Genomic DNA, 6,525 nt, shown 5'->3' on the forward strand with positions numbered 1-6,525 from the left:
CGCTCAGCCCAGAATCGTGCGCGGCTCGAGAAAGGTGTCGAGCCCGAAGCGTCCGAACTCGCGACCCAGCCCCGATTGCTTGAACCCGCCGAAGGGCGCGCGTGGTTCGTGCACCGCGTCGTTGATCATCACCCGGCCGCTTTCGAGCTGCGCGGCGACGGCGCGCGCACGATTGCGGTCCGTGCCGATCACGTAGTTCTGCAAGCCGTACGTGGTGTCGTTGGCGATCCGCACCGCGTTTGCGTCGCCGTCGTAGGGAATGAGGCAGAGGACCGGGCCAAAGATCTCCTCGCGGGCGATGCGCATGGCGTTGTTGGCATCGGCGAACAGCGTGGGCCGCACGAACCAGCCGCGTTCGAGCCCCTCGGGGCGTCCTTCGCCGCCCGCCAGCAGGCGCGCGCCTTCGCTCTGCCCCAGGCGGATATAGGACTGGACGCGGCTCCATTGCTTTTCGCTGACCATCGGGCCGATACGGGCGCGATCGTCGTGTGCCGGGCCGACCGGCCAGTCCGCCAGCGCCGCGACCAGCCGCGCCTCGAACGCGGCCTTGCGCGATGCCGGCACCAGCACGCGGGTGCCGGCAATGCAGGCCTGCCCGCTGTTGATGAAGCCGTTGACCAGCACTTGCCGGGCCGCGCGGTCGAGGTCTGCATCGTCGAGCACGACTTGCGCGCCTTTGCCGCCCAATTCCAGCGTGACGCGCTTGATCGTGTCGGCCGCGGCATGGAGCACGGCGCGGCCGCTGGCGGTGGAGCCGGTAAAGGTGATCCGGGCGATGCCGGGATGGGCAGCCAGCCGGGCGCCGGCGCCGGGGCCGTCACCCTGGATCACGTTGAGCACCCCAGCCGGCAGGCCTGCCTCGTGCAGCGCCTCGACCAGCACCTGGGTCTGGATCGCGCTCAGTTCGGACGGCTTGACGACCATCGGCGCGCCCGCTGCGATCGAGGTGGCCAGCTTCGAGCAGATGAAGCCGTAATTGGCATTCCACGGCGTGATCGCCGCCGTCACGCCGGCCGCGCGCATCTCCACCTCGGCATCGCCGATCCGCTGGCGCCAGGGATAGGCCTCGACCTCGTCCGCCATCTGCGCGAAGGCCGATCCGGCATGGGCCGCGCTGAATGCGACGAACGGGGCCGGGGCGCCATATTCCGCGCGCATGGCGTCGGCGAGGCGGTCGGTATGCCCGGAAAATGCCGCGCCGAGCTGGCGCAGCATGTCCGCGCGCCCGGCGGGGGACATGGCGGCCAGCGCTGGCAGCGCCGAGGAGGCTGCGGCCACGGCGGCGTCGACGTCGGCGGCATCGGACAACCGCACGGTGCCGATCTGGGTGGCGGTGGCTGGATCGAAAAGCGGCGCGGTGGCCGTGCCTGACACCGGGCGAAACGCCCCGGCGATGTAGTTTTCGGTGATGTGGCGCATGATGGCTCCTAGCTTGGCGATGCGTCACGAGATGGACCGCGCCTGCTGATCTGATAAGCTCGTCATTCCAGGATGGTCTGATGAGTGAAATCGAACAATGAAGGCGACATTGGCAGAGCTGGAAGGCGTGCTGGCGGTGGCGCGGCACGGCGGCTTCCGTGCCGCCGCGCGGACCTTGGGCGTCTCGTCCTCGGCGCTGAGCCATGCGGTCGCGGCGCTGGAGGAGCGGCTGGCGGTTCGCCTGTTCAACCGCACCACGCGCAGTGTCTCGCTGACCGAGGCGGGCGCCGATCTCGTGGCCGAGATAGGCCCTGCGCTGGAGACGATCGACGCCGCGCTGGCGGCGATGGGATCACGCGCCAGCGAACCGGCCGGACGCCTGCGCCTCAACATGGCGGCGGGCGCGGCGCGGATGATCCTGCAGCCCCTCCTGGCCGAATATGCCCGGCGCTATCCGCGGGTCAGCCTCGAAGTCGTGACCGACGACGCGCTGGTCGATGTCATCGCCGCAGGCTTCGACGCCGGAGTGCGGCTGCACGAAGCGGTGCCGCCCGACATGATCGCCGTGCCGATCATCCGGCAGTTGCGCATGATCGTGGTGGCATCGCCGGGTTACCTCGAGGGGCGCCCGGTGCCGCACGTGCCGCACGACCTCCTCGCCCACACCTGCATCCAGCATCGCCTGGGCGGTGGGCGGATCTATCGCTGGGAGTTCGAGCGGCGCGGGACCGCGCTGACGCTCGAGGTGCCGGGCCACGTCATCCTCGACAGCGGCGAGTTGCTGACCATGGCGGCACGCGAAGGCCTGGGCTTTGCCTATGTCGAGCAGCGCGGCGCGGCGCCGGCGCTGGCCGATGGCAGCCTCGTCCAGGTGCTCGACGAATGGACGCCGCCGTTTCCCGGCTTGTCGCTCTATTATCCGGGCCGGCGACACCTGCCTCTCAACCTGCGCGCGCTGGTCGACCTGATTCGCGAGCAGGATGCCGGGTGAGGATAAGAGATGCGATTTGGGCGACGAGGTTGTGTTTGAGGGGGAGGTTGCGTCGGTTGCCCGGTCGGCCAGCGTCGTGTTTACGCAGCTAGAGGACTGCTGTTTGTTTGTCTCTTTGGATGACGCCCGGAATGACGTGGTCTGGGACAAACCTGTCGTTCCGCGTCCAACCATGATTGCCCGGTTTTGGATAAAACTGGCCCTTCACGGAGTTGCGGATATCAAGATCTGAATGAGCAGGCTTGGCCGATCTGCGAATGTCCGATTTGGTGCCATCAAGACACGAAAACAGGAGCACGGGATAGCGAGCCTTTGCGCTGCATTGCTTTGTCATTTTCCTCGTGGAATGATCGTTTGATCCACAAGAGGGCAGCAGACCGAGTTAACGGGCCAAACTCAATTCAACGGATCGGTGAAAACGACCGTGTAGCCCCGCTGCATCGCATTGACCTCCTTCATGTCGAACGAGCATCCTCTGTCTATGGCGATCTGGCGCAGATCATTAGCTACCTGTGACCAATCCTTGGGGCATGGCAGCGGGCTACTCGTCCTCCATGCAGTAATAATTTCTCTCCACCAATGCTTTAACTTAGTGGCGTTTGCGGCATCTAGCGGTATCAAGTGCTCAATGTGGGTGACGGCCCACTGATCCGATCGATGCACGACATTGAGTTTGGGCAGACAATTCTGGGGGTTAGCCATTGCGTATTCGGCGAACGCAAGATAACAGTTATCTCCGTCTGACACTTTGATAACCTCTTGATCAGAAGTGCGGTGGAACACGCGGCCGCCAGCCCCTTCACCGATCTGCTCCCACCCCGCCCGCTTGAGCTCGCAGCAATACGTCGCTGCACCGGTTGAATTGCTAGGATCAGGCGGATTCATATGGGCCCCAAAGGTTAACGTGCCATCGGCATTAGAGTTTAAGCTAGAAAATGGCCAGTCTTAACTACTAGGCAGCAGGCCAATGGCTGTCAGGCGCACATCATTACGTCACGCAGGGACTACTCATACTGTTGAACTACTACCCTGTTCTTATCGAATTCCAGCTTGAGCCAATCCGGTAAGTCATGCTCCACGACTGCCAAAGGCGATGATTTCAACTTTTTCAAGCTTGCTATCTCTTCATTGTATCAATCGACTAGCGGAAGGATGTCGGCGCCGCTTCGGGGAGGCGATGCCACACAGATCGCGGAAAGGGTCCAGAAAAAGTCCAGTTGCTCTTTTTGAGCCTCCGGATCGCCCTGCTCCATTTGCGTACGATAGCGATCCCTCAGGATTCCGAAGCCTCTATAAAATTCTCCTTCGATCGCCCGCATCCCGTAGCTACGGTGAGGCCGTCTTCTGCTTGGAGGCGATTGTCCTTCGTCGAGTTGCGGACCAGTCGTGAAAGTCAAGAAGTGACCGAAGGGCACCGACGGTGCCAGAGAGAAGCCATATACAATGTGGACGTTGAATTTCTCGAAGCCGATGGTTTGCACCAGCGTCCTACCCCTGACTTCTTCGATCGTAGAAACATTCGGATAGGTCACTACAACCATGTAGACGACGTTGGAGAGGGTTGGTTTCATCACGCCCAGGCTTAGTATCTGGTCGGCCGGCTTGGGCTTACAGTCGTATCGACCAGAGTCCAGTCTAGGGGGCCTTTCCATGTAAACGGGCCAACAGAAAAATCTCTCCTTGTCAGAATATATCCCGCCTTGCGTTTTGCGCCTGACCTCGTTGGGCAGAACGAGCGCGGAGGTCGTGGTGGTGGCCTTTGAGGACTTGACGGTCTGCTTGATCGTATGACCCGCAGACTTTGGACTTACGTGAATTGAAAAACGCTGCTCCGTCAGGTCCTCGTGATCAGCGCCGTCCGCGGTCGACATCTGACGTGACCACTTCACATATAGCATGACATCGCCGTTTTTCCTCTCCTCGACGGCAAAGAGCTCTCGTCGCTGTCCGTCAATATCCACAACAACCCGAGTTTTCCTTGCCTTCCCAGTCGCTTTTATCATGGTATTCCCTGTTACCTCTGCGTGGTCCCGCGCACTTCTGTCGCCTGGCGATCCCAGCCGGCCCCTAGAGCAGCAAATAGTTGCACCCTGGCGACGAGCGCGTCGGTCCAAGCCTGCACAAGTGCGAGCTCGGCAGAGGGTACACCTCGGGCATGTTGGCGGTATCTGTCGCCTATGAGCGACCTTCTGCCGGCCCATTTCGTAGGCGTCCATCGGCAGCTTCGCTCAAGATCGGACATTCACGATGGCGGATCTCAATGACTGGCTTTGGTCGCAAGGTGCCTCTAGCCAAGGCCTTCTTAACGGCAGTTATTCGACACTTTTTGCAAATGCCATCCTGTCTGATTTTTGCCTATTCCATGCATGTCGGAGTACTGCGGCGGAAGGAGTTCTTTCGGGGCTGGCTCAAACGCCGGGAAGCACTCGGTCTCGCCCGTCGGACGATGGATCCCGCTTTCGCGCGAATGACGGAGTTGCGACGGCAGCATTCGCGCGCCACGATCTGGATGGCGTCTTCCTCCATCGCAGGTATGGGCAGCATTCGGTTCAGGGCGTTGCGTCTGCGGCTGGCAAAGGCGGGACACCGATGGCGGCGGGCGGTGTGCGGCTTTGGCCTGCGGGATCGCGCAAGGGGCGCGGTGCGGCGCGGCCCTCGGCGATGCCGTCGAGGGCGCGCAGGGCGTCGGTGACCAGCGGGACGTCGCCCTTGGTGGAAATGCGCCGCGCCTCGCGCGCCATGTGGTCTTCTGCCGTTTCGCGCACGGCGCTGGCCGGTAGCAGCCAGGCGGGATCGAGGGCGCCCATCGCCGCCAGCACCTGCGCTTTCGCCAGATAGGCGCCGGCGATGCCCTGGTTGTAGGTGCTGCGCGACTGCAGCAGTTCGCGGGCGAGTTGGAGCACATCGAGCGTGGTGAAGAGGCCTGCGCGTTCCTGCAGGACGGCGCCGTCGTAGGCTTTCTGCGCGGCGATGACAGCGCTGGCGAGGTTGGTCAGCGCCTGGCTCTGCGCCTGCCAGTCGTTCCAGGCCGCTGCCAGCGCGGCGCGGTTCTCGCGCAGCGTGGCATCGAGCAGCCGCCAGTCCGCGTCGTTGGCAGCCTCGGCCGCGCGGATGCGGGCCATGCGCTCGCCGCTGTCGAACAGCGGGCCGCTGAGCGTCACGACGCCTTTGAATTCGGTTTGCCGCAAGTGGTCCGAATAGCTTGAAAACCCCTGGACGTAGGGAAGCAACGCGGCGCTGCCCTGCAGGTCGACCCGGGGGCGCCGTTCCGCGCGTGCGCCTTCGACCACGGCGCGCGAGGCGCGTTCGCGTTGCTGCGCGGCCTCGATCAGCGGGCTGTGGACCTCGGCATAGGCATAGGCTTCTTCCAGCGACGCCACCGGCAACTGCAACGGGGCGGGCTCGGCCAGAGTGCCGGGGCGGACGCCGACCATGCGCAGGAACGTCGCCTCTCCCGTGCCGGCGTCGCGTTGCGCGGCGAGGACCTGGACGCGGCCCAGTTCGACGCGCGTCTCCACCTGCTGCAGATCGGTTGCCGTGACCTCGCGGACCTTGAGCCGCGCGCGGCTGTCGACCAGTTCGCGCGTCAGGGCTGCGAGGTTGTCGCTTGCGATTTCGACCGCGGCGCGGTTGCGGCGCAGGCTGACATAGGCGTCGATCGCGTCGTACAGCGCCTGCTGGCTGGCCGAGCGGGCCACGGCGCGTTGGTAGGCGGCCTGCGCCGAGGCCCCGCGTTCCGAGGCGAACTGTCGGCCGAAGGTGAACAGCGGCTGGGTCAGCACCGCAGTCGCGGTCGAGCTCCAGCCCTCGCGCGCGATGAAGATGCCCTTGCTCAGCTCGAACCGGTCACGCGTCCATCCATAAGTCAGCGCGTAGTCGAGGTGCGGGCCATAGGCCGACCGCGCCTGTGCCACGCCCCACGCGGCACTGCGCGCGGTGTCGCGTTGTGCCAGCACGGCCGGCGACGTCCAGTAGGCGAGGGTGAGCGCCTGATCGAGCGAGGTCACCGGTGCGCCGGTGCGGAAGGCTTCGCGCACCTCGGCGGGGGCGTCGTCGGGTACCTCGGGCGCGAAGGCGAGGGTCGTCTGCAAGGCGTTGAAAAGCATGGCGGTCCT

Annotated in this window: 5 protein-coding genes; 1 reads left to right on the top strand and 4 read right to left on the bottom strand. The window is 64.2% G+C overall.

Translation table 11 applies throughout. The features are described from left to right. Nucleotides 1-3 precede the first annotated feature (3 nt). Complete coding sequence (locus V7Q48_RS04415) at nucleotides 4-1,419, bottom strand: aldehyde dehydrogenase family protein (protein WP_333836503.1); 1,416 nt, start codon at nucleotides 1,417-1,419, stop codon at nucleotides 4-6. 97 nt (nucleotides 1,420-1,516) lie between these two features. Here V7Q48_RS04415 and V7Q48_RS04420 point away from each other — a divergent pair, with 97 nt between their 5' ends. Further along, nucleotides 1,517-2,410 carry a LysR family transcriptional regulator gene (locus tag V7Q48_RS04420; RefSeq protein ID WP_333836505.1) on the top strand — a complete coding sequence of 298 codons (894 nt, stop codon included), beginning with the start codon at nucleotides 1,517-1,519 and terminating at the stop codon, nucleotides 2,408-2,410. A gap of 396 nt (nucleotides 2,411-2,806) precedes the next feature. Here the strand turns inward: V7Q48_RS04420 and V7Q48_RS04425 are convergent, their stop codons facing one another. The 3 genes from V7Q48_RS04425 to V7Q48_RS04435 all read right to left on the bottom strand — a co-directional run. Beyond that, the gene (locus V7Q48_RS04425; protein ID WP_333836506.1) at nucleotides 2,807-3,193 is read right to left on the bottom strand and encodes a hypothetical protein; all 387 of its coding nucleotides are present in this window, start codon (nucleotides 3,191-3,193) and stop codon (nucleotides 2,807-2,809) included. 350 nt (nucleotides 3,194-3,543) lie between these two features. Continuing rightward, nucleotides 3,544-4,413 (bottom strand): hypothetical protein, encoded by an 870-nt coding sequence (locus V7Q48_RS04430; protein WP_333836507.1) that lies wholly within the window; start codon nucleotides 4,411-4,413, stop codon nucleotides 3,544-3,546. 546 nt (nucleotides 4,414-4,959) lie between these two features. Then, a partial coding sequence (locus V7Q48_RS04435) for a TolC family protein (RefSeq protein WP_333836508.1) occupies nucleotides 4,960-6,525 on the bottom strand: 1,566 nt, incomplete at its 5' end.

It is taken from the genome of Novosphingobium sp. (assembly GCF_036803765.1).
Lineage (GTDB): Bacteria > Pseudomonadota > Alphaproteobacteria > Sphingomonadales > Sphingomonadaceae > Novosphingobium.